This is a genomic window from Pseudomonas sp. OA65, assembly GCF_017498305.1.
Classification (GTDB): Bacteria; Pseudomonadota; Gammaproteobacteria; order Pseudomonadales; family Pseudomonadaceae; genus Aquipseudomonas; species Aquipseudomonas zanjanensis.
Map to the genome: position 1 here is coordinate 60,785 of NZ_JAGDEZ010000008.1, position 20,564 is coordinate 81,348.

Annotated in this window: 21 protein-coding genes; 5 read left to right on the top strand and 16 right to left on the bottom strand. The window is 61.5% G+C overall.

Annotated features, from left to right (window positions below; all coding sequences use genetic code 11):
• Positions 1-37: 37 nt before the first annotated feature.
• From J3361_RS09090 to J3361_RS09125, 8 genes are all read right to left on the bottom strand, one after another.
• Positions 38-1,066, bottom strand: coding sequence for a nucleoside hydrolase (locus J3361_RS09090; protein WP_207964010.1), 1,029 nt, complete (start codon positions 1,064-1,066; stop codon positions 38-40).
• A gap of 30 nt (positions 1,067-1,096) precedes the next feature.
• Positions 1,097-1,501, bottom strand: coding sequence for a D-ribose pyranase (gene rbsD / locus J3361_RS09095; protein ID WP_207964012.1), 405 nt, complete (start codon positions 1,499-1,501; stop codon positions 1,097-1,099).
• Entirely contained in the window at positions 1,498-2,412 is a 915-nt protein-coding gene (gene rbsK / locus J3361_RS09100) for a ribokinase (protein ID WP_207964014.1), read from the bottom strand. The genes rbsD and rbsK overlap by 4 nt, the downstream gene beginning before the upstream one ends.
• Positions 2,413-2,435: 23 nt before the next feature.
• A complete protein-coding gene (locus tag J3361_RS09105; RefSeq protein WP_186706632.1) occupies positions 2,436-3,455 on the bottom strand; it encodes a LacI family DNA-binding transcriptional regulator in 1,020 nt (339 codons plus the stop codon).
• Positions 3,456-3,458: 3 nt separating this feature from the next.
• The gene (locus tag J3361_RS09110) at positions 3,459-4,436 is read right to left on the bottom strand and encodes an ABC transporter permease (RefSeq protein WP_186706631.1); all 978 of its coding nucleotides are present in this window, start codon (positions 4,434-4,436) and stop codon (positions 3,459-3,461) included.
• On the bottom strand, positions 4,433-5,986 hold the full coding sequence (locus J3361_RS09115) for a sugar ABC transporter ATP-binding protein (RefSeq protein WP_207964016.1): 1,554 nt from the start codon (positions 5,984-5,986) through the stop codon (positions 4,433-4,435). The genes J3361_RS09110 and J3361_RS09115 overlap by 4 nt, the downstream gene beginning before the upstream one ends.
• 55 nt (positions 5,987-6,041) lie before the next feature.
• A complete protein-coding gene (locus tag J3361_RS09120; RefSeq protein ID WP_207964017.1) occupies positions 6,042-7,001 on the bottom strand; it encodes a sugar ABC transporter substrate-binding protein in 960 nt (319 codons plus the stop codon).
• Between the two features lie 146 nt (positions 7,002-7,147).
• Positions 7,148-7,600, bottom strand: a complete 453-nt coding sequence (locus tag J3361_RS09125; RefSeq protein ID WP_207964018.1) for a hypothetical protein — start codon at positions 7,598-7,600, stop codon at positions 7,148-7,150.
• Positions 7,601-7,805: 205 nt separating this feature from the next.
• Here J3361_RS09125 and J3361_RS09130 point away from each other — a divergent pair, with 205 nt between their 5' ends.
• Together J3361_RS09130 and J3361_RS09135 are read left to right on the top strand one after the other, a co-directional pair.
• Complete coding sequence (locus J3361_RS09130; RefSeq protein WP_053121397.1) at positions 7,806-8,105, top strand: DUF1654 domain-containing protein; 300 nt, start codon at positions 7,806-7,808, stop codon at positions 8,103-8,105.
• A 5-nt stretch (positions 8,106-8,110) separates the two neighbouring features.
• Positions 8,111-8,800, top strand: a complete 690-nt coding sequence (locus J3361_RS09135; protein WP_207964019.1) for an endonuclease I family protein — start codon at positions 8,111-8,113, stop codon at positions 8,798-8,800.
• Positions 8,801-8,935: 135 nt separating this feature from the next.
• On the opposite strand, the gene J3361_RS09140 is transcribed toward J3361_RS09135, so the two are convergent.
• Positions 8,936-9,301, bottom strand: a complete 366-nt coding sequence (locus tag J3361_RS09140) for an SPOR domain-containing protein (RefSeq protein ID WP_207964020.1) — start codon at positions 9,299-9,301, stop codon at positions 8,936-8,938.
• Positions 9,302-9,548: 247 nt separating this feature from the next.
• On the opposite strand from J3361_RS09140, the gene csrA reads away from it, so the two are divergent.
• Positions 9,549-9,743 carry a carbon storage regulator CsrA gene (gene csrA, locus J3361_RS09145; protein ID WP_003179932.1) on the top strand — a complete coding sequence of 65 codons (195 nt, stop codon included), beginning with the start codon at positions 9,549-9,551 and terminating at the stop codon, positions 9,741-9,743.
• A 193-nt stretch (positions 9,744-9,936) separates the two neighbouring features.
• On the opposite strand, the gene J3361_RS09150 is transcribed toward csrA, so the two are convergent.
• The 3 genes from J3361_RS09150 to J3361_RS09160 all read right to left on the bottom strand — a co-directional run bounded on the left by J3361_RS09150 (position 9,937) and on the right by J3361_RS09160 (position 13,806).
• Positions 9,937-10,392, bottom strand: a complete 456-nt coding sequence (locus J3361_RS09150; protein ID WP_207964021.1) for a DUF2214 family protein — start codon at positions 10,390-10,392, stop codon at positions 9,937-9,939.
• Between the two features lie 312 nt (positions 10,393-10,704).
• Positions 10,705-12,087, bottom strand: coding sequence for a cysteine--tRNA ligase (cysS, locus tag J3361_RS09155; RefSeq protein ID WP_207964022.1), 1,383 nt, complete (start codon positions 12,085-12,087; stop codon positions 10,705-10,707).
• Positions 12,088-12,108: 21 nt separating this feature from the next.
• Positions 12,109-13,806: a glutamine--tRNA ligase/YqeY domain fusion protein gene (locus J3361_RS09160; protein ID WP_186730386.1), complete on the bottom strand. Its 1,698-nt coding sequence runs from the start codon at positions 13,804-13,806 to the stop codon at positions 12,109-12,111.
• Between the two features lie 249 nt (positions 13,807-14,055).
• On the opposite strand from J3361_RS09160, the gene J3361_RS09165 reads away from it, so the two are divergent.
• Both J3361_RS09165 and J3361_RS09170 read left to right on the top strand, forming a co-directional pair.
• The gene (locus J3361_RS09165; protein ID WP_053121103.1) at positions 14,056-14,559 is read left to right on the top strand and encodes a peptidylprolyl isomerase; all 504 of its coding nucleotides are present in this window, start codon (positions 14,056-14,058) and stop codon (positions 14,557-14,559) included.
• Positions 14,556-15,305, top strand: coding sequence for a UDP-2,3-diacylglucosamine diphosphatase (locus tag J3361_RS09170; protein WP_207964023.1), 750 nt, complete (start codon positions 14,556-14,558; stop codon positions 15,303-15,305). The genes J3361_RS09165 and J3361_RS09170 overlap by 4 nt, the downstream gene beginning before the upstream one ends.
• Before the next feature lie 151 nt (positions 15,306-15,456).
• Here the strand turns inward: J3361_RS09170 and J3361_RS09175 are convergent, their stop codons facing one another.
• The 4 genes from J3361_RS09175 to J3361_RS09190 form a co-directional block, all read right to left on the bottom strand.
• Positions 15,457-16,986, bottom strand: a complete 1,530-nt coding sequence (locus tag J3361_RS09175) for a DHA2 family efflux MFS transporter permease subunit (RefSeq protein WP_207964024.1) — start codon at positions 16,984-16,986, stop codon at positions 15,457-15,459.
• A 203-nt stretch (positions 16,987-17,189) separates the two neighbouring features.
• The gene (locus J3361_RS09180; RefSeq protein ID WP_207964026.1) at positions 17,190-18,389 is read right to left on the bottom strand and encodes an HlyD family efflux transporter periplasmic adaptor subunit; all 1,200 of its coding nucleotides are present in this window, start codon (positions 18,387-18,389) and stop codon (positions 17,190-17,192) included.
• A 15-nt stretch (positions 18,390-18,404) separates the two neighbouring features.
• The gene (locus J3361_RS09185) at positions 18,405-19,874 is read right to left on the bottom strand and encodes an efflux transporter outer membrane subunit (RefSeq protein ID WP_207964028.1); all 1,470 of its coding nucleotides are present in this window, start codon (positions 19,872-19,874) and stop codon (positions 18,405-18,407) included.
• Positions 19,871-20,344, bottom strand: coding sequence for a MarR family transcriptional regulator (locus J3361_RS09190; protein WP_053183538.1), 474 nt, complete (start codon positions 20,342-20,344; stop codon positions 19,871-19,873). The genes J3361_RS09185 and J3361_RS09190 overlap by 4 nt, the downstream gene beginning before the upstream one ends.
• Positions 20,345-20,564 lie beyond the last annotated feature (220 nt).

Below are 20,564 nucleotides of genomic sequence, written 5' to 3' on the forward strand. Positions count from 1 at the left end.
ACCCGCAGCTCCGGCCTGCGGGCACATGTCAGGCAAGTTACTTCAGGCGCGCCAGGCGCTCGGTCAGCAGATCGAAGAAACCCTGGGCGTCGCCGTTTTCCACCCAGAACGCGTTCTTCGGTGCCTTCAAGCCGTCGTACCAGTCGACGATGGTCTGCCCGAACGTTGGCCCCTCGCGGCTGTCCACGACGACATTGACCGAACGGCCGGTGAACAATTGCGGCTTGAGCAGATAGGCAATCACCGTCGCGTCATGCACCGCCCCCCCCGTCATGCCGTAATGCTCCATGTCGCCTTTGACGTATTCGTTGAGGATATCGCCCACCAACTTGCTGGCGTTGTTGTTCAACGCCGCGATCTGCTTCAGGCGCGCTTCGCTGGTGAGGATCTTGTGGGTCACGTCCAATGGCAGGTAGGTCAGCTTCACGCCACTCTTGGCCACCACCTCGGCCGCCTGCGGGTCGGCGAACAGATTGAACTCGGCCACCGGCGTGATATTGCCGCCGTTGAAGTGCGCGCCACCCATGATCACCACTTCCTTGATGCCCTGGACGATATCGGGCTCCTGGACCAACGCCAGCGCCAGGTTAGTCTGCGGGCCCAGCATCGCAATGGTGATGCTGTGGGGCTTGGCAGCCTTTAGCGTGTCGATCAGGTAGTTGACGGCATTGCCCTCGGCCAACCCCTTCTTCGGCTCATGCACCGTGACACCCGATAGGCCTTCCTTGCCATGGATGTTTTCCGCGTAGATGGGCGTGCGCATCAACGGTTTCGGGGCACCGGCGTAGACCGGCACGTCTTCGCGCCCCGCCCACTCACGGGCCAGGCGAGCGTTGCGCGAGGTCTTGTCCAGGCGCACATTGCCGGCAACGGTGGTCAGCGCACGGATATGCAGCTCCTCGGGCGACGCCAGGGCGAACAACAACGCCACCACGTCATCGGCTCCTGGGTCGGTGTCGATGATCAGGTCGATCTTTTCCGCCGCCTGGGCGCTCGTTGCGGTGATCAGTGACAAAAGCAGCAGACTCCGGATCAGTTGATGCATTTTCTGAGCATAGCGGTGCATGGCGCACTCCTTGTGCAGGGTTGAACAGGATTAGAACGTCACTCCAGCGATCAGCACGATATTGCAGTACGGCGAGCACTCGCCCGTGCGAATAATCGCCCGCGCCTGTCGGCTGATAACCTTGAATTGCTCATGACTGACCAGCACCCGCTCACCCAGCGCACCCTCTGCATTCAGGGCTTGCAGGGTCGTCAGGGCCGTCGGCTGCTTGTCGAGGATTTCCTCGGCCAGGACATGGCTTTCCACCTGCATTTCGCTGAGCACCACCTTCAAGGTGCTGACAAAGTCAGGAATGCCGTGGGTCAGGGCCAGGTCGATCAACTCAACCTGGGGCGGCACAGGCAGGCCGGCATCGCCGATGACCACCTTGTCGCCGTGGCCGAGGGAAGCGATCAGTCGCGACAGTGCCACATTCAATAACGGCGTCTTTTTCATGGTTTGAAAGCCTGTACGTCCAGCAGTGTGGGGATTGAAGGCTGCGCGCCGGCGCGGGTGACCGACAGCGCGGCGGCGACCTGGCCGAAACGAATCGCGTCGACCTCGCTCTTGCCGCTGGCCAGGGCTGCCGCGAAGCCGCCGACGAAAGTGTCTCCGGCGGCCGTGGTGTCCACTGCCTTGACCTGCGGGGCCGGGAAATGTTCGAAGCTGGCACCGTTGGCGAACATCAAGCCCTGGGCCCCCAGGGTCACGATTACCTTACCGGCACCGGCGGCGATCAGATGCGCTGCGGCGGCTTCGGCGGTTTCCAAAGAGTCCACCGCCAGCCCGCTCAGCACCGCGGCTTCGCTTTCATTGGGAATCAGATAATCGACACAGGCATACCAGTCGGCCGGCAACGCATGGGAAGCCGGGGCCGGGTTGAGGATGACGATTTTGCCCAACTCACGGCCGCGCTTGAGGGCATGGCCGACGGTGGCGTCCGGCACTTCGAGCTGGCAGATGATGACATCGGCGCTTTGCAGCACGGCATCGACACTGTCCAAGACCTCGGCGGTGAGTGCTCCGTTGGCACCGGCGACGATGACGATGGCATTCTGGCTGTTGTCATCGACGACAATCAGCGCCACGCCGCTGGAATCCTCCACCACGCGAACCGCCTGGCAGTCGATGCCCTCGGCCAGCAGCGCGCCGCGCAATTGTTCGCCATAGGCATCGTCGCCCACGCAACCGACCATCGACACCTGCGCTCCCAGGCGCGCGGCCGCCACCGCCTGGTTGGCGCCCTTGCCACCCGGGATGGTGGCGAATGACTTGCCAATCAGCGTTTCACCGCCACGGGGCAGACGCGGCGCCCGGGTCACCAGGTCCATGTTCAGGCTGCCTATTACCACTACTTTTGCTGGCATACATCACTACTCATCAATTCGGTTCAGCGGTATTGGGCGAATGTACCGGACAGCGGTGCAGTCGACTCTCGCAGGACAATACTCGGCGTCACGATCCGCTGGTCGGTGGCAAGGCTCGGCGTCGCGATACGCAGCAGCAACACCTCGGCCGCCATCTCGCCAAGCTGCAGGATCGACTGCCCCACCGTGGTCAACGCCGGATAGACATAACGGCTCATCTGGATGTCGTCGAAACCGATGACCGACAGTTCGCTGGGCACGCGCACGTTGCGTTCGGCAGCGGCACGCAGCACACCGATGCCGATCATGTCGTTGGCCGCAAAGATCGCACTGGGCGGTTGCCGCTCAAGCAGTTGCGCAGCGGCGCGGTAGCCACCGGTACTGGTGAAATCGCTCTCGAGCATGCGCTCGACGGGCAACTCGATCCCCGCCTCTTTCAGCGCCCGGCAGTAACCGGCCAAGCGCATTTGCGCCACGCTGGTATTGGCCGGGCCGCCGATAAAGGCAATATCGCGGTGCCCCAGCTCCAGCAGATGCCGGGTCGCCAGGTACGCGCCGTATTCATGATCGATGCGCACCAGGTCCGCATCGACACCCTCGAGCCCGCGGTCGACGATCACCATGGGCGTGCGCACGTTGGCCAGCCCTTCGGCCAGGCCGACATCACCGCCGGTGGACGCGAAGATCAGCCCATCGATACGTTTTTCCAGCAATACCCGCAGGTAGCTGCGTTGCTTGTCCGGGTTGTCGTCGGAGTTGCACAGGATCACGCAATAGCCGTTGCGCTCACAGTAATCCTCGATGCCCCGGGCCAGTTCGGCAAAGTAAGGGTTGAGGCTGTTGGGCACCAGCAAGCCGATGGTCGCCGTGGTCTTGGCCTTGAGCGACCGGGCCACGGCGCTGGGCACGTAGTCCAGGCGCTCGATGGCCGCCTCGACCTTGAGCCGCACCTCCTCGCTGACCGGTCGCGTCTTGTTCACCACGTGGGACACGGTGGTGTAGGAAATACCCGCGAGCGCCGCTACATCCTTGATCGTCGCCATGGTTCAAGCCCGCCGACTGGCGCGCTGACTGCGGTAGGTATCGAGCACGACCGCCACCACGATCACCGCGCCGGTAATGATGCGCTTGGTCGGCTCGGTGGCGCCAATCTGCGCCAGGCCCGCCGCGAGCACGGAGATGATCAGCACGCCAAAGAAGGTGCTGATGACCGAGCCACGCCCACCCATCAGGCTGGTGCCGCCAATGACGACTGCAGCGATCACTTGCAGCTCGAGCCCCGAACCGGCATTCGGATCCGCGGCTTCCAGGCGAGAAATCTGGAACAGCGCCGCCACACCGGCCAGCAGGCCCATCAAGCTGAACACCAGGATCTTGTAAGGCTTTGGGTTGATGCCGGCCAGGCGCACGGCTTCTTCATTGGTGCCGATGCCGATCAGGTAGCGACCGAACACCGTACGGGTCAGCACGGCCTGGGCAATGAAGATCACCAGCAAGGCGATGATGAACGAAGGCGAGATGCCAAAGGCGATGGGGTTGGACAACCAGGCGAACGAGTCGCCGATGTAGGCAGTCCGGGAACCGGTCATCTGGTACGCCAGGCCCCGGGCCATTTCCAGCACGCCGAGGGAAACGATGAACGATGGAATCCGCCATGCCACGGTGATCGAACCGGTGACCGTGCCCGCCAGCGCCGCCACGGCCATGCCGAGCAAGGCCGATGGCCAGACACTCCAGCCCCAGCCAAGCACGGCCACGCTGACCGTCGAGGCTGCCAGTGCGAGCACCGAGCCCACCGACAGATCGATGCCGCCGATGATCAGGATGAAGGTCATGCCGACCGCCAGTACCATGAGGTCGGGAATCTGGTTGGCCAAGGTGCTGAACGTGTCATAGGACAGGAAATGGCTGCTCAGGACCGAGAACAGCGCGACCATGGCCAGCAGCGCGCCAGCCAGGCCCAGGTAGGTCCCGAGGCCGTAGAAGTTGCCACTCGATTTGCCGACGGCAGATGCGGTTTTCATGAAAAATCCCTAGGCGCTGCTTCGTTGAGCAACGCATCACGTTTCTGGTAGCCGGCGAATGCGGCGGCAAGCAAGTCATCCTGGGTCCAGCTGTCGCGCTCGAAGGTGTCGATCAAGCGTCCGGCGGACAGCACGCCGATCCGGTCACAGATCAACATCAATTCCCGCAGGTCACTGGACACCACCACCAGCGCCTTGCCCTGGCGAGTCAGCTCGCCGAGCAGTGCATAAATGTCGAACTTGGCACCGACGTCGATGCCACGGGTCGGCTCGTCGAAGAGCATGACCGCACAGTCGCGTTCGAGCCAACGACCGATCACGACTTTCTGCTGGTTGCCGCCCGACAATTCGGACACCAATTGAGTCGGGCTTGAACTGCGGATGCGCATGGCATCGACCTGCCGCTGGGCCAAGGCCAATTCGGCATCGCCATTGACCAGGCCGGCGCTGGAAATCTCCGGCATGTTGCCCAAGGCAATGTTGGCGGCGATGGATTGGGTCAGCAGCAGGCCTTCACCCTTGCGGTCTTCGGTGATCAACGCGATGCCATGGGCCACAGCATCGGCCGGCGAGCGAATGCTCACGACCTGGGCCGGCGAACCCAGCGCCACCGTACCACTGTCGGCCGGATCGGCACCGAAGATCAGCCGCAACAGCTCGGTGCGCCCTGCCCCGATCAGGCCGGAGATGCCGAATATCTCGCCACTGCGCACTTCGAAGGACACGTCACGGACCTTGTCTGAACGGGTCAGGCCTTTAACCGTCAACGCCGGCGCACCGATCTGGCGTGGGCCAAGATCGATTTGCTCGCCCAGTTCCCGACCGACCATCAGGGTTACCAGTTGCTCGCTGTCGTAGTTGGCCATCGGCTCGACGCAGACGAGGTTGCCATCGCGCAGCACGGCAATGCGCTGGGCAACTCGCGCCAGTTCTTCGAGGCGATGGGAAATGTAGATGATCGACACGCCGCGCGCCTGCAGGCGCGTGATTTGCTCAAACAGCATCTCGACTTCGCGGGCCGTGAGCATGGCGGTTGGCTCATCGAGAATCAGCACATGGCAATCGCCGATCAGGTTGCGGGCGATCTCGACCATCTGCTGGTGACCGATCCCCAGCTCGCCGACCAGCGTGTCGGGATCGATGGCATCGAGACCCACCTGGGCCATGGCCTCGATCGCCGCCTTGCGCAACTGCTTGCGGCTGATCCAGCCACCGTGGCTGGGCAGGTTGTCGAGGAACAGGTTTTCAGCCACGGACAGGGTCGGCAGCAGGTTGAGTTCCTGCATCACCATGCGTACGCCCAGCTCTTCAGCCTGGGTCCGGCTGCCAGGAAGATAATCCTGCCCCTGAAATTGCATCTGCCCGGTTGTCGGCGTCACCAGCCCACCGATGATCTTGGACAAGGTGCTTTTGCCGGCGCCATTTTCGCCGGTCAGCGCCAGCACTTCACCGCGCATCAACGTCAAAGTGATATCGGTCAGTACTGGCTGGGCATAAGTCTTGCCGATACCGCTGACGCACAGGACAGCGTTCGGGTCGCGAACGGACATAACAAACTCTCCAATGCGCTCGCCCGGATGGGCGAGCACCGTTGTGTCGCCAGGATTACGGCTTGGTCACCAGCTCGACCGGAGTTTCGATAACGCCGTTGGTGCCGCTGTCGACTTTTTCACCCTTGAGGATCTTCAGCGCTGTTTCGATGCCGAACACCGCCTGCTTGGCGGCGAACTGGTCGGCAGTCGCCAGGACACGACCGTCCTTGAGCATTGGTTTGATGGCATTGATGTTGTCGTAGCCGACCACCTGCACCTTGCCGGCCTTGCCCGCTGCGCGCACGGCCGATACGGCACCGACCGCCATGCTGTCGTTACCGGCCAGCAGTGCCTTGATGTTCGGGTATTCGCTGAGCATCGACGCGGCAACCTGGTTGCCCTTGTTGATTTCCCAATCGCCGGATTGCAGGGACACGACCTTGACCTGCGCCGCTTCCATCGCATCCTTGAAGCCCGCGGTACGGGCCTGGGCGTTGGTGGTGGTGGACACGCCTTCGATGATGCCGACTTCGTCACCGGCCTTGAGTTGCTTGGCCAGGTATTCGCCCACCAGTCGCGCGCCTTTGCGGTTGTCGGGGCCTACGAACGGCACGGTGATGTTCTTGCTCTTGACCACGGCCGGATCGAGCTGGTTATCGATGTTGATGACCGTGATACCGGCATCCACGGCTTTCTTGATCACCGGCACCATGGCCTTGGAATCCGCGGGCGCGATGATCAGGGCATCGACCTTGGACACGATCATCTGCTCGACGATACGGATCTGGTTGGCGGTGTCGGTTTCATCCTTGATCCCGTTGGAGATCAGGTCGAAGTCGGCGGAGTGTTCCTTCTGATAAGCCTTGGCGCCGTCTTCCATGGTCAGGAAGAATTCGTTGGCCAGGGATTTCATGACCAGGGCGACCTTGGGTTTTTCTGCGGTCTGGGCGAATGCCGAGGAGAGAGGCAGCGCAGCGGAGGCGGCCGCGAGCATGGCAACAGCGAGAAGGCGTCCAGCGAATGGCAACTTCATGGGTTCACTCCGATCTTATGATTATTGTGAGCAAATCAGTGCACGGAACGCCGCGCAAACGTTTGCGTGAAGTGAACTATGGTAAGGCTTCGGGGATTTGTCAACGTTGCGATTTAATCCGCAACGTTGCAGTTGAACGGAGAAGCTCAGGCCGTCGTGTTGACCACCGTACCCGAACCGGCACCCTTGGCCAGCTCCGTGACCAAATGGCCGGTGACTTCCAGCAACGCGCCACTGGTATCGGCGATCTGCCCCTGTATAGCCATGACCGCCGAGGTCTTGGCCTCCTCCGTCGGATAGCTTTGCGCCTGGGCGGCGGCCAGTTGCTGTTGCTGCTCACGGAGCTGTTGCTGCAGCTCTTGCATCCGCTTGAGCAGCACCTGGACGGCCACGCTCTCGGTGCTACCACCCTCCTGCGCCTGGTCGGTTGCTTCGGTGCTGCCCCCCATGCTCGTGCGGACCTTGCCCGAGGCTCGCGTCGTACCCAAGGCCTCATCGGCGGCCTGGGCTTCTGCCTCGGTCAGCGCCTTCAAGGTGGCTGCGGATTTGCCGCCGATGGTCACGGCTGCCGCACTGGGAAAGCCGATGGAAAAGGCCATATCAAAACTCCATGAAGGGGGATTCCTACGAAGGACATCGCCCGCCGAAACACTTTCTTTAGCGCCCGCTGAGATCAATCGATAGCTTCGCCACCCTTAACGGGTGACACCTGTTGATGCAAGCCGAGAAAAAAACCCTTTCTCCTACACCAAAACGATAAAAGTGCTGTCAGACGATCTTCTTGAATTTTAAGTAGTTGCGTAAATGCCTACGGTTAAATACTGTATGCCCGTACAGCTTAATAAGGATAATCCTGTGGCCACTCCCTCCGCTGCAACCACCCCCTTAGATTCCTATACGCGACTCGGCCTTCGGGTCTCGAAAATCATCAATGCCCCCACCGCGCAAAAAGCCAAGGCCGCGCTGATCTTCCGCCTTCCCGATGAGCCTGTGGATGAGTGGGAGCGCCTCCTGGAAGAAATCGACGAGAACGACAACGTGACCCTCGCCTATCGCGACGACGGTGGCGTGCAGGTTTTCTGGGTTGTGCCGAAGGAAGATTAAGCGTGATGAGTGTTCGCTGCTTAGCTTTACTGCTTGTGTTTATCGCCACGGGCGCACAGGCCGGTGCCCCGCGCACCTTCAACGAAGCCAAGAAAATCGCTTGGAAACTCTACGCCCCGCAATCCACGGAGTTCTATTGTGGCTGCAAATACACCGGCAACCGCGTGAACCTGGCCGCCTGCGGTTATGTACCGCGCAAGAATGCCAGCCGCGCCGCCCGTATCGAGTGGGAGCATATCGTTCCGGCGTGGCAGATCGGTCATCAGCGTCAATGCTGGCAAGAAGGCGGTCGCAAGAATTGCACCCGCTATGACCCGGTCTATCAACGGGCCGAGGCCGACCTGCACAACCTGGTCCCGAGCATCGGGGAAGTGAATGGCGACCGCAGCAATTTCAGTTTCGGCTGGCTGCCGGAGCAAAAGGGCCAATACGGCTCATGCCTGACCCAAGTGGATTTCAAGGCCAAGAAGGTCATGCCCCGCCCTTCCATACGCGGGATGATCGCCCGGACCTATTTCTACATGAGCAAGCAATATGGCCTGCGCCTGTCGAAACAGGACCGGCGCCTGTATGAAGCCTGGGACAAGACCTACCCGGTCGAAAGCTGGGAACGCCAGCGCAACCAGAGCGTGGCGTGCGTCATGGGGCGTGGGAACGAGTTCGTGGGGCCGGTGAATTTGAAGGCCTGCGGTTGACCTCCCCTTTGTAAACGCCACAAACCCACTGTGGGAGCGAGCCTGCTCGCGATAGCGGTGTATCAGTCGACAAACTGTTGTCTGTTACTCCGCTATCGCGAGCAGGCTCGCTCCCACAGGTTTTGTTCTGTCCGGTTATGGAGTGGTCGGGTAATCCACCACCAACGCCTCGATGTTGCGTTTCTTCGCCCGGACCAACGCGGCCGTGACCTGTTCCTGCTTGGCTTTGGCTTCAGCCTCGGAGTTCAAAGGGCCGACCAGGACGCGCTCCTTGCCGTTTTCCCGCACCACGGTCGACATGAAGCTGTGCTCGATGAGCCAACCGGTCAGGTCGCTGACAGCCTGCGGTGTCTGCCCGCGAACCTCTACGGCCCACTGCGGTGCGGCAGCGGCGGCCGGTGCGGAGGTCACGACGGGTTTCGGCTTCGGTGCTTCGACGTCACGCCCCTCACCGCATCCTGCCAATGCCAATACCGCAATTACCCAAGCCAATTTGCGCACAACGTTTCCCCTGGAAGACATGAGGCACGGATTTTAGCACCCGTGCCCATCAAGATCGCCGCAAACAATGCTCAAAACACGAGAATCCTGTCCGGCGTCTCTGTATAGTCGCACCCTGGGAATTAATGCAGCATCTGCACGTCAGAAAGAGGCACCCACATTGTGACACTTAGCACTAATCTATAAGCAGTACCGACATCTGCACTGTCTGAATCAGGTGCCCTATAAAGCAATCAAGGAGAACACCATGCTGATACTCACCCGCAAAGTCGGTGAAAGCATAAACATTGGTGACGACATCACGATCACCATTCTGGGCGTTAGCGGCCAACAGGTCCGAATCGGCATCAACGCCCCGAAGAACGTTGCGGTGCATCGCGAAGAGATTTATCAGCGTATTCAGGCCGGCCTCACCGCGCCCGACAAGCCGCAAACTCCCTGAGCCTTGCAAGCAGTCCGCAGCCAGCCCGTTTGCATCGTCGCAATGGCTGGCTAAAGATTCTGGTCGACCGCGCCGTACCCTGCCCTCCTCGCCTTCTTTCGTCCCGCCCGTGAACCGATACTAATGGCATGTCCTCTAGCATGGCTGTCAGACGTTTCGTTTTAATAATGACGAAGCAGGCGTTCGCGGCCGGTCAGCCCAGGCCCACGCCGCGCGCCATGCCTGTGGCGGCGACCACCATCAAGATCAGCAACAAGGCTTCGATGTGGCTGATCCGCGCAAGTCGACCGGCTTTCGAAGGATCGATCGCCGTCCCTTTGCCCAGCGCCATCCGCCATTTGATCAGGGCGATCATCGGCACGATCTCCAGCAGCAGGATCAGCAGCAGCAAGGTCATCTTCAGGTGAAACAGTGGTTGATGCAGATAGTAGTCCGTGCCTTTTTCGAACCCGCCGAACGCTCGCATCCCTCCGGTCATCAACAGCACCAGCGCCGACAGGCCCCACACGTTGTCGGCGACCAAGACACCCCGCACCGCATCCACGCCGCCCGCCAGGCGTCGTAGTGCCGTGCCGCGCGTCAGCACTGCCCAGAACCCGAGGGCGAACGCCAGCAAATGGATTGCCGCAAGCGACCAATGAGCCAACATGGAAGACTCCTGACAGAGGGAACGTCGAATCGACCTGACAGTACTAGCTCATAAAAGAATGATTGCCAGGGTTGGCATGCAAAAAACTGCGGGGGGGTATCAGTGACAAAAGTGCTGCCTGACACACCGCATTCGCGAGCAGGCTCGCTCCCACAGGGGATTTTTGGTGTATGCGATGGCAGTGAGCCGCGCAAAAAAATGTGGGAGCGGGCTTGCTCGCGAATTCGGTGTGTCAGTCAACAAATCATTAACTGATGCACCGCATTCGCGAGCAAGCCCGCTCCCACAGGGGTATTGCAGGCTTTGAAGATCTTAGTCCGCCAGTCGCCAGGTCGTCCCGCCCTTCCCGTCTTCCAGCACCACGCCCATGGCTGTGAGCTGGTCGCGGATGCGGTCGGATTCGGCCCAGTCCTTGTTGGCCCGCGCCGTCAGGCGCGCCTGGATCAACGCCTCGACCTCGGCGGCGTCCACCCGGCCTTCGGCGCCAGCCTGCAGGAAGTCATCGGCTTCGAGCTGCAACACACCCAGCACGCTGGCCAGTTCTTTCAGACGGGCCGCGAGACCGGCCGCGGCATTGAGATCGCTCTCACGCAGCCGGTTGATTTCGCGCACCATCTCGAACAGCACCGCGCAGGCTTCCGGTGTGCCGAAGTCGTCGTTCATCACTTCGGTAAACCGCGCCACGAACCCTTCGCCACCGGCCGGCGGCACGGCGGGCAGGCCCTTCAAGGCATGGTAGAAACGCTCCAGGGCACCCTTGGCGTCCTTGAGGTTGTCTTCCGAATAGTTGATGGCGCTGCGGTAGTGACTCGACACCAGCAGGTAACGCACGACTTCCGGATGGTACTTCTCGAGCACGTCGCGGATGGTGAAGAAGTTGTTCAAGGACTTGGACATCTTCTCGCCATTGATGCGAATCATGCCGCAATGCATCCAGGCATTGGCGTAAGTCTTGCCAGTGGCCGCTTCGCTCTGGGCGATTTCGTTTTCGTGGTGCGGAAACTCCAGGTCGCTGCCGCCGCCATGAATGTCGAAGGTCTCGCCCAGGCAGCAAGTCGACATCACCGAGCATTCGATATGCCAGCCCGGACGCCCGGCGCCCCATGGCGACTCCCAGCTCGGCTCACCCGGCTTGGCGCCTTTCCACAGCACGAAGTCCAGCGGGTCTTGCTTCGACTCGTCGACCTCGATGCGCGCGCCGATGCGCAAGTCTTCGATCTTCTTGCGCGACAGCTTGCCGTAGCCCAGAAACTTGGCGACGCGGTAATACACGTCGCCATTGCCCGGTGCGTAGGCGTAGCCCTTGTCGATCAAGGTCTGGATCATCGCCAGCATGCCCGGGATGTGGTCCGTGGCACGGGGCTCCAGGTCCGGCTTGAGGATATTGAGGCGCGCCTCGTCCTCGTGCATGGCCTTGATCATGCGCTCGGTCAGCGCATCGTAAGGCTCGCCGTTTTCACGGGCACGGTTGATGATCTTGTCTTCGATGTCGGTGATGTTGCGCACGTAAGTCAGGTCGTAGCCACTGAACCGCAACCAGCGGGTCACCAGGTCGAAGGCGACCATGCTGCGACCATGGCCGATGTGGCAGTAGTCGTACACGGTCATGCCGCAGACGTACATGCGGACCTTGTTGCCATCCAGCGGCTTGAAGACTTCTTTGCTCTTGGTGAGCGTGTTGTAGATCGTAAGCACAGGGTTTCCCTTAAGACTTGATCACTGACCCCAGGAATCGCGCAAGGTCACGGTACGGTTGAATACCGGAGCACCGGGTTTCGAGTCCTTGATATCCGCGCAGAAGTAGCCTTCGCGCTCGAACTGGAAACGGTCTTCCGGCTGTGCGTTGCCCAGCGAAGGCTCGGCACGACAACCCGTAAGTACTTGCAGGGAGTCAGGGTTGATGTTGTCCAGGAAGCTGGCGCTGTCTTCGGCCTTCTCCGGGTTCGGCGAACGGAACAGGCGATCGTACAGGCGCACTTCGCACTCGACGCTGGCGGCGGCCGGCACCCAGTGGATCACGCCCTTGACCTTGCGACCTTCCGGGTTCTTGCCCAGGGTGTCGGGATCGTAGGAGCAACGCAGTTCGACGATGTTGCCGTCGGCGTCCTTGATGGCTTCGTCGGCGCGGATTACGTAGCTGCCACGCAGGCGCACTTCACCGGCAGGCTCCAGGCGCTTGTAGCCTTTTGGCGGCTCTTCCATGAAGTCGTCACGGTCGATGTAGATTTCCCGGGCGAATGGCAGGACGCGCACGCCCATGTCTTCTTTCGGGTGGCGCGGCAGCTCGAGGTTCTCGACCTGGCCTTCCGGGTAGTTGGTAATGACGACTTTCAGCGGACGCAGCACGCACATGGCGCGCGGGGCGCTGTGGTCGAGGTCGTCACGGATGCTGAATTCCAGCATGCCGAAGTCCACCACGCCGTCGGAACGGTTGGTGCCGACCATCTCGCAGAAATTGCGGATCGATTTGGGTGTGTAGCCGCGACGACGGAAGCCCGACAGCGTCGACATGCGCGGGTCGTCCCAGCCATTGACGTGCTTCTCGTCCACCAGTTGCTTGAGCTTGCGCTTGCTGGTGATGGTGTAGTTCAGGTTCAGGCGACTGAATTCGTACTGGCGCGGGGTGGCCGGCACTGGCAGGTGCTCGAGGAACCACTCGTACAACGGACGGTGGCTTTCGAACTCCAGGGTGCAGATCGAGTGAGTGATGCCTTCGATGGCATCCGACTGGCCATGGGTGAAGTCATAGTTGGGGTAGATGCACCATTTGTCGCCGGTCTGGTGGTGATGGGCGTGACGGATGCGGTACATGATCGGATCGCGCAGGTTCATGTTCGGCGAAGCCATGTCGATCTTGGCGCGCAACACCCGGGCACCGTCCGGGAACTCACCGGCGCGCATGCGGGCGAACAGGTCCAGGTTCTCTTCCACGCTGCGCTCACGGAACGGGCTGTTCTTGCCCGGCTCGGTCAGGCTGCCACGGTATTCCTTGGCCTGCTCGGGGGTCAGGTCGCACACGTAGGCGTTGCCGGACTTGATCAGCTCCACTGCCCAGTCGTGCAACTGGTCGAAATATTGCGAGGCGTAGCGCACCTCACCGGACCATTCGAAACCCAGCCACTTGACGTCGCTTTCGATTGCGTCGATGTATTCCTGGTCTTCCTTGGCCGGGTTGGTGTCGTCGAAACGCAGGTGCGTGACGCCGCCGAACTCCTGGGCCAGGCCGAAATTCACGCAGATCGACTTGGCATGGCCGATGTGCAGGTAGCCGTTGGGTTCCGGTGGAAAACGCGTGACGATCTGTGTGTGCTTACCCGAGTCCAGGTCCGCCTGGATGATCGGGCGCAGGAAATTGACCGGCACGGCCGGGCCGGTCTTGGAATTCGAGGTAGGGTCGACAGTGGGCTTGCTCATAGGATCCTTGAACATACAAGTGCGCGGCCGGGTGCGGCCTGATAAATCAAAGCCCGTATCATAGCCGATGCTGTCAAGCACCTGACAGGCCAGGCCGGCAAACGATTGAATTTAATCGACGGCCAGATGAAAAACAGCCTCGAAATTCGTGCCTGGCACGCTAAACTGCCCCAGCCTGGCGATTGCAGCCAGACCGGTTGCGGGCGTTCGCGCCCCGAAACCCACGAATTTCTTGAAAGAGTAGTAATCATGACCCAAGTCAAACTGACCACCAACCATGGCGACATCGTCCTGGAACTGAACGCCGAGAAGGCTCCGATTACCGTTGCCAACTTCGTTGAATACGTCAAGGCCGGCCATTACGAGAACACCGTTTTCCACCGTGTCATCGGTAACTTCATGATTCAAGGCGGTGGTTTCGAGCCGGGCATGAAGGAAAAGAAAGACAAGCGCCCAAGCATCCAGAACGAAGCCGACAACGGTCTTTCCAACGACAAGTACACCGTCGCCATGGCCCGCACCATGGAACCGCATTCGGCCTCCGCACAATTCTTCATCAACGTCGCCGACAACTCGTTCCTGAACCACAGTGGCAAGAACGTCCAGGGCTGGGGCTACGCGGTATTCGGTAAAGTCACGGCCGGCACCGACGTGGTCGACAAGATCAAAGGCGTCGCCACCACTTCCAAGGCTGGCCACCAGGACGTCCCGGCAGAAGACGTGATCATCGAGAAAGCCGAGATCATTGAGTGATACTGCTGATTTCAGACTTGCATCTGGAAGAGGAGCGCCCGGACATCACCCGGGCGTTTCTGGATTTACTGGCCACACGCGCCCGTTCGGCGCAAGCGTTGTACATCCTGGGCGACTTTTTCGAAGCCTGGATCGGCGACGATGCCATGACGCCGTTCCAGCGTTCCATCTGCCAGGCCCTGCGCGAACTGAGCGACAGCGGCACGGCCATTTTCCTGATGCACGGCAATCGCGACTTCATGCTGGGGCAGGCCTTCTGCAAAGCGGCCGGCTGCACCCTGCTCAAGGACCCGAGCGTCGTGCAGTTCAATGGCGAGCCGGTGCTGCTGATGCACGGTGACAGCCTCTGCACCCGCGACGAAGGCTACATGAAACTGCGGCGCTGGCTGCGCAACCCGGTCACACTGTTCATCTTGCGTCACCTGCCGCTGGGCAGCCGCCAGAAACTGGCGCGCAAGCTGCGCAGCGAAAGCCGCACGCAGACACGCATGAAAGCCAATGACATTGTCGACGTCACGCCCGAAGAGATCCCACGGATCATGCAGCAATACGGCGTGAAGACCCTGGTCCACGGCCACACCCACCGTCCCGCCATCCACAAGCTGCAACTGGGCGAACACGCCGCCCGGCGCATCGTGCTGGGGGATTGGGACAAGCAAGGCTGGGCGTTGCAGGTGGATGAACAAGGGTTTGCGTTGGCGCCGTTCGGGTTTGGTAATGCGCAGTTGGCATTGCCAAGCACTTGAAGCCCGCAGATCTCCTTTGTGGGCGCGAGCCTGTGGGAGCAAAGCTTGCTCGCGATGAACGATGACACGGTCTTGCAGTTGAACCATGTCGCCTGCATCGCGGGCAAGCCTTGCTCCCACAGGTACGCTCCCACAGGGTGTTGTGTGTGGATCAATGCCCCGCCGATGCAGGCCCCGCCTTCGCCGCGAACGGCGGTTTGGCCAGCCACACCAGCACGATCAACCCCATGAACGCCCACCCCAGCAACGTGAAGTAATCCACGGTGGAGAGCATGTACGCCTGGCTGTTGAGGATCTGGTCGAGCTGGGCATAGGCCGGCGCACTCGCGCCGCCGAGTTGGTTGAGGGCTTCGCGGGTGGTGGGCTCGAAGGTGCTGATGCTTTCGCTCAGGTAGGCGTGATGCTGGTCCGCCCGGCGGATCCAGATCCAGGTGGTCAACGACGCGGCAAAGCTGCCGCCCAGGGTCCGCAGGAACGTTGCCAGTCCCGCGCCGTCGGCAATCTGGTGCGGCGGCAGGTCCGACATCAGGATGCTCAGGGTCGGCATGAAGAACAGCGCCACGCCGATACCCATGAACAACTGCACCAGCGCAATGTGCTGGAAATCCACTTCGTTGGTGAAGCCGGCGCGCATGAAGCAGCTCAGGCCGATGGCCAGGAACGCCAGCCCGGCCAGCAAGCGCAGGTCGAACTTGTGAGCGTACTTGCCGACAAAAGGCGACATCAACACCGGCAGGATGCCGATGGGTGCCACCGCCAATCCGGCCCAGGTCGCGGTGTAGCCCATCTGCGTCTGCAACCATTGTGGCAGGATCAGGTTGATGCCGAAGAACCCGGCGTAGCCGCCCACCAACACAATGGTGCCGATGCGGAAGTTGCGATAGGCGAACAGCCGCAGGTTGACCACTGGATGGCGGTCGGTCATTTCCCAGATCACGAACACCGCCAGGGCAATGACTGAAATCAAGGCTCCGATGACGATGAAGTTCGACTCGAACCAATCCAGGTCGTTGCCCTTGTCGAGGATCACCTGGAGTGCACCGACGCCGATGATCAACGTGATCAACCCGACGTAGTCCATCGGTTGATGACTGGTGACCACAGGCCGCGCCTTGAGCTGCTGGCGCACCACCATCACCGCAAAGATCCCAATCGGCACGTTGATGAAGAAGATCCACGGCCAACTGTAGCTGTCGGTGATCCAGCCACCGAGGATCGGCCCGGCAATCGGCGCCACCACCGTGACCATCGCCAGCAGCGCCAGGGCCATGCCCCGCCTGGCCGGCGGGTACACGGCAATCAGCAGCGTCTGGGTCATCGGGTACAACGGCCCGGCCACCAGCCCCTGGAGCACACGAAAGCCAATCAGCTCCGGCATCGAAGTGGAAATGCCACACAAGAACGACGCGAGCACGAACAGCATCGTCGCCCACAAAAACAGCTTTACCTCGCCAAACCGACGGCTGAGCCAGCCGGTGAGCGGCAGGGCGATGGCGTTGCTCACCGCGAACGAGGTGATCACCCAGGTGCCCTGCTCCGAGCTGACGCCCAGGTTGCCGGAAATGGTCGGCAAGGCGACGTTGGCGATGGTGGTGTCGAGCACTTGCATGAACGTCGCCAGCGACAGCCCGATGGTGCTGAGCAACAGGCTGGGCGGCGTGAAGGACGCGTTATTGCTCATTGCGAGAATCCTATGAAGCGGAACGGATAGAGCGAAATTCGCGATTCAATCCCAGTAAGCATGGGAACAAAAAACTGTGGGAGCGAGCCTGCTCGCGATGACGGAGTGTCAGTCGCCACCAATGCTGGCTGATCCGCCGCTATCGCGAGCAGGCTCGCTCCCACAGGTTCAAACCGCTAAATAACTGGCACCCTATAAACTCATCAGCGCTGCGCGGTCTTGCTCGCCGCGGCACTGTTGTCGTGGATCAGGCGGGTGATCATCGCGTCGGCATCGGCCAGTTGCCGGTCATAGACCTGGGTGCTGAACGAGGCTTTCTGCGGTGGCTGCTGGGCCAGCACCGGGCCGCTCTGGTCGTGCAGGTTGACGCTGACCTGGGTCGACAGGCCGACCCGCAGCGGATGCTTGGCCAGCTCCTGGGCATTGATGTGAATCCGCACCGGCACCCGCTGGACGATCTTGATCCAGTTACCGGTGGCGTTCTGCGCCGGCAGCAAGGCAAACGCGCTGCCGGTCCCGGCGCCCAGGCTGTCGATGGTGCCGCTGTACTTCACATCGCTGCCGTACAGGTCGGTTTCGATGTCCACCGGCTGGCCGATGCGCATGTCACGCAGTTGGGTTTCCTTGAAGTTGGCATCGATCCACAGTTGATCCAGCGGGATCACCGCCATCAGCGCTGTGCCCGGCTGCACCCGTTGGCCCAACTGCACGGTGCGCTTGGCCACATAACCGGTGACCGGCGCGATCAAGGTGCTGCGGGCATTGGTCAGGAAGGCCTGGCGCAGTTGCGCGGCCGCGGCTTGCACATCGGGATGGGATGACACCACGGTATCGTCCACCAACGCGCTGGTCGTCTTGAGCTGTTGCCGGGCATTGGCGAGGGCGTTCTGCGCCGAGGTCAGGTCATCCCGAGCGTGGGACAGTTCTTCCTGGGAAATCGCTCCGCCGGCTGCCAGGTTCTTGCGTCGGCTGTAGTTTTCCTGGGCCTTCTGCACTTCCGCCTCTTGGGCGTTGACCTGCGCCCGCATGCCGTCGACGTTGCTGTACAAGCCACGCACCTGGCGCACGGTCCGGGCCAGGTTGGCCTGGGCACTTTGCAGTCCGACTTCGGCGTCGTTCGGATCGAACTGCACCAGCACCTGGCCTTCACGCACCAGGTCGCCGTCATCGGCACCGATGCTCACCACGGTGCCGGTGACTTGCGGGGTGATTTCCACCACGTTGCCGTTCACATAGGCGTCGTCGGTGCTTTCACTCCAACGGCCGTACAGTTCGTGCCAACCCCACACCCCCAGGCCCGCGAGGATGACGATCAGCGTGAGTGCCAACAGCATGACCTTGCGCTTGCGTGGGTTGCCGCTGTCTTGGGTTTGTTCGGATTGAGTCGTTTCGGCAGTCGCCATGACAAGTACCTCGAATCAGTGGGTCGGCGTGGCAGGGGGCGGCGTGGCCGCCGCCAGGGTCTGGGCTTCGAAACCGCCGCCCAGGGCCTGCATCAGTTGGATCGACAAATCGATCTGCTCGGCATTCAGGTTCGCCAATTGGCGCTGGGCCTGAAGCAATTGCTGCTCGATGCTCAGCACGTCCAGGTAATTGCCGATGCCCGAGCCGTAGCGCTGGACCACGGTGTCGTAGGAGTTCTGCGCGATGTCGGTGGCATGTTGCTGGGCACCGATCTGGCGAGCGATGTCACGCAACTGGTTGATGGTGTCGCTGACATCGCCAAGGGCCGTGACCAGGCTCTTGTTGTACTGCGCCACCGCCAGGTCGTAATCGGCGTCCCGGGCATCCAGATCCGCCCGCAAACGGCCGCCGTCGAAAATCGGCAGCGACACGGTGGGCGCCACGTTGAAGAAACGGCTGGGCGAACCGAACATCGCATCGCCCAGCAACGACTGCACTCCCGCCGCCGCGCTCAGGTTGAGGTTGGGATAGAACTGGGTCTTGCCAGCCTCGATGTTCTTGCTCGCCGCCTCCACCCGCCAGCGCGCCGCGACCAGGTCGGGGCGGCGGCCCAGCAGCTCGGCCGGCAGGTTCGACGGCAAGGCGACCGCGCTGGCTTGCAGCACGTTCGGCCGGGCGATTCCGTTGCCGCGGTCCGGCCCCTTGCCCAGCAGCACGGCCAGGGCGATCTTGGCGCTCTGCAGGCGTTTCTCGGCGTCGATCAGGGTCGCATCGGCGCTGGCTTCCAGGCTTTCGGTCTGCTGGAACTGGTATTCGCTGTCGATCCCGGCGCTGAGACGGCGCTTGCCCAGGTCGAGCATCTGCCGGGTGCGCTTGAGGTCTTCGGCGGCCAGGTCATGAATGATGTGGGCCTGGCCCAGGTCGCTGTAGGCCCGAGCCACATCGGCGGCCAGGGTCAACTGCGCGGCCTGGCGATCGATCTCGGCGGCGCGGGCCTGGCCCAGGGCGGCTTCCCAGGCGGCGCGCTGGCCACCCCAGAGGTCGAAGTTGTAGTTGAAGTCCACGCTCAGCGAACGCAGGGTGCTGTAGGCCCCGCCCTGCCCTTGCGGGTCTTGGTCACGGGCCAGGCGCGAACGGCTGACGCTGCCACTGGCATCCAGAGTCGGCAGGCGTGCGGCGTTGGCGGCATAGGCCGCGGCACTGGCCTGGTGGACCCGGGCGCTGGCGACCTGCATGTCCGGGCTGTCGCGCAAGGCTTCACGGATCAGGCCGTCGAGTTGCGGGTCGCCGAGGCTTTTCCACCAGTCGTTTTTCGGCCACGCGGCCGGTGACAGCGTAACCCCGGTCAACGATTGTCCAGCCTGGAGGCTCTTGGCCTCGAGGCTGACGCCTTCGGTCTTCAGGCCGCTGTAGCTGGCGCAACCGGCGAGGCTCATGGCCAACAGCACCAGACTCAAGCGAGTACGCAAGGTTTGACGTTTCATTTCTCCCCCAATCGCAACACGGTGATGGGATCACCGGCGGCGAGCAGTATTTTCTTGAGGATGTCTTCGAGGGTCTGCAGCTCCTCGCGGCTGATGGCACTCGCCAACTGGTTCATGGCGTCGGCACCAATGAACGGCAGGCGATCGGCGAGGGCCTGGCCAGCTTCGGTCAGTACCAATTGCACCTGGCGCCGATCCTCTGCCGAGCGTTGGCGGACCAGGAAACCTTTCTGCTCCAGGCGATCGAGCATGCGCGTCATTGAGCCGCTGTCCAGGGACAGGTAGCGACATAGCTCGACCGGCGTGTCGATGCCGTGCTGGGCCATGATGATCAACACCTTGAACTGCGCGGCGGTGATGCCGACGGGTTCCATGTGGGTGTCGATGATCCGGTCCTTGAGCAGCGCGGCGCGGCCGAGCAGCATGCCGAGGTGGCAATTGTGAAATTCGTCTGGGGTGAAATGCTTCATCCGGGCACCGTTTGCTGCCTAGGCAGTGAATGTATGTCGAAATATTACTGCTTAGGCAGCAAATGTCAAACAAATCGTTAGCTAACTACACATAAACAGACAGACACAGAAAAACTTGTGGGAGCGAGCCTGCTCGCGATAGCGGTGTGTCAGTCAACGAAGATGCTGAATGTCATTGCGCTATCGCGAGCAGGCTCGCTCCCACATTGGGCATTGGGGA